The 1628-nt window shown below is 68.4% G+C and carries 1 protein-coding gene and 1 pseudogene; both read right to left on the bottom strand.

Translation table 11 applies throughout. The features are described 5' to 3' along the window. Window positions 1-570 (bottom strand): annotated as a pseudogene (locus MLY01S_RS11835) (phosphate ABC transporter permease PstA); the annotation flags it as partial. Further along, the gene (gene pstC / locus MLY01S_RS11830) at window positions 570-1538 is read right to left on the bottom strand and encodes a phosphate ABC transporter permease subunit PstC (RefSeq protein WP_067192430.1); all 969 of its coding nucleotides are present in this window, start codon (window positions 1536-1538) and stop codon (window positions 570-572) included. The gene pstC and the pseudogene MLY01S_RS11835, both read right to left, overlap by 1 nt. Window positions 1539-1628: the final 90 nt, after the last annotated feature.

Here is a 1628-nt window from a genome sequence, read left to right as displayed (position 1 = left end):
CGGCACGGAGATCACGGTGGCGATCAGGGTGATCATCACGGTGCCGATCAGAGCGTGGACGAAGCCGCCCGGCAGTCCGCCGGCCGGGGAGCCGCCGTCGGCGTAGGCCGCGTCGTCCGCACCGGTGACGCCCGCCATGTCGAACAGCAGCAGATGGGGCTGGGTGACCAGGGTCGGCAGGCCGGTGGCCACCACGGACCAGATCACCGAGACCAGCGGGACCAGGGCGATGAGGAAGGTCCCCCACACCAGGTTCCGCCACAGGTTGTCCGTGGCGCGGCGCCTCGTCTCGAGGAAGTGGTCGACGATGTACATGCCCACCACGTAGAGGATGCCCAGCAGGACGGCGAAGCCCCCGACGGAGAAGCCTCCGCCGGTGAGCAGGAAGGTCAGCCCGGCGGCGACCGCCAGGGCTCCGGCCAGGACGGCCATCCAGGTCCACGAGGGCTTCTGACCCGAGGTCAGCGAGGACCGCTGCACGCGGATCTTCTTCTCCTCCCCGCGGCGCGGCTCGCGGTCGCCGGGGGCGGCCCCGGTCTCGGCCGGAGTGTGGTTCACAGTCGAGTTCATCAGTTGGCCCCCGAGAATTCCTTGTGCTTGTTCACGATCCAGCGGGCGATCATGTTCACCACCAGGGTGATGATGAACAGCATCAGGCCCGCGGCGATCAGCTCGTTGAGACGGATGCCGAAGGCCTCCGGGAAGTTCAGTGCGATCTCGGACGGGATCGTGGCGTTGCGGCCGGACTGGACCATGGACCAGGTGAACACGCCCGGGGACAGGACCAGGGTGACGGCCATGGTCTCACCGAGCGCACGGCCCAGGCCGAGCATGACCGAGGAGACGATGCCGGCGCGGGCGAACGGGAAGACGGTCATCTTGATCATCTCCCAGCGGGTGGCGCCGAGGCCCAGCGCGGCCTCCTCGTGCAGCTTCGGGGTCTGGGAGAAGATCTCGCGGCACAGGGCGGTGATGATCGGCAGGATCATGACCGCCAGGACCACACCGGAGGTCATCAGCGTGCGACCGGTGGTGGTGACGTCGCCGCCGAAGATCGGCAGCCAGCCCAGGTACTCGTGCAGCCACCGGTAGATCGGCACCATGAGCGGGGCGAGGGTGAGCCAGCCCCACACGCCGTAGACCACCGAGGGGATCGCGGCGAGCAGGTCGATGACGTAGCCGACCGGCTGGGCGATCTTCGGCGGTGCGTAGTGAGAGATGAACAGCGCGACGCCCACGGCGATCGGGGTGGCGATCAGCAGGGCGGCCATCGCGGCCATCAGGGTGCCCGCCATGAGCGGCCACACGTACTGGAAGAAGGTGTCCGCGGACTTCAGTTCCTTGTCGAACGCCTCCGGGAACAGGGCCGGCAACGACTTCCAGACGAGGAAGATCGCCACGAAGGCGAGCACCAGCAGGATGATGATGCCCGCGGCGAGGGCCAGACCGGAGAAGACCTTGTCCCCGGCGGCACCGCCGCGTGAGGTCTTCAGGGTCGAGGCCCGCGGGGCTGCGGTCTCGGGTGCAGGTGAGGTCACGATGCCTTCCCTTGTGTCAGTGGTGGAGCGGACCCGTCGGCGCAGGCCCACAGTGGGGATGGAGCTAAGCCGGCCTCGTCCACGGCGTCA

Origin of the sequence: Micrococcus lylae NBRC 15355 (genome assembly GCF_001570885.1) — a bacterium.
Taxonomy (GTDB): domain Bacteria; phylum Actinomycetota; class Actinomycetes; order Actinomycetales; family Micrococcaceae; genus Micrococcus; species Micrococcus lylae.
This window is presented reverse-complemented; position numbering and strand designations above follow the sequence as displayed.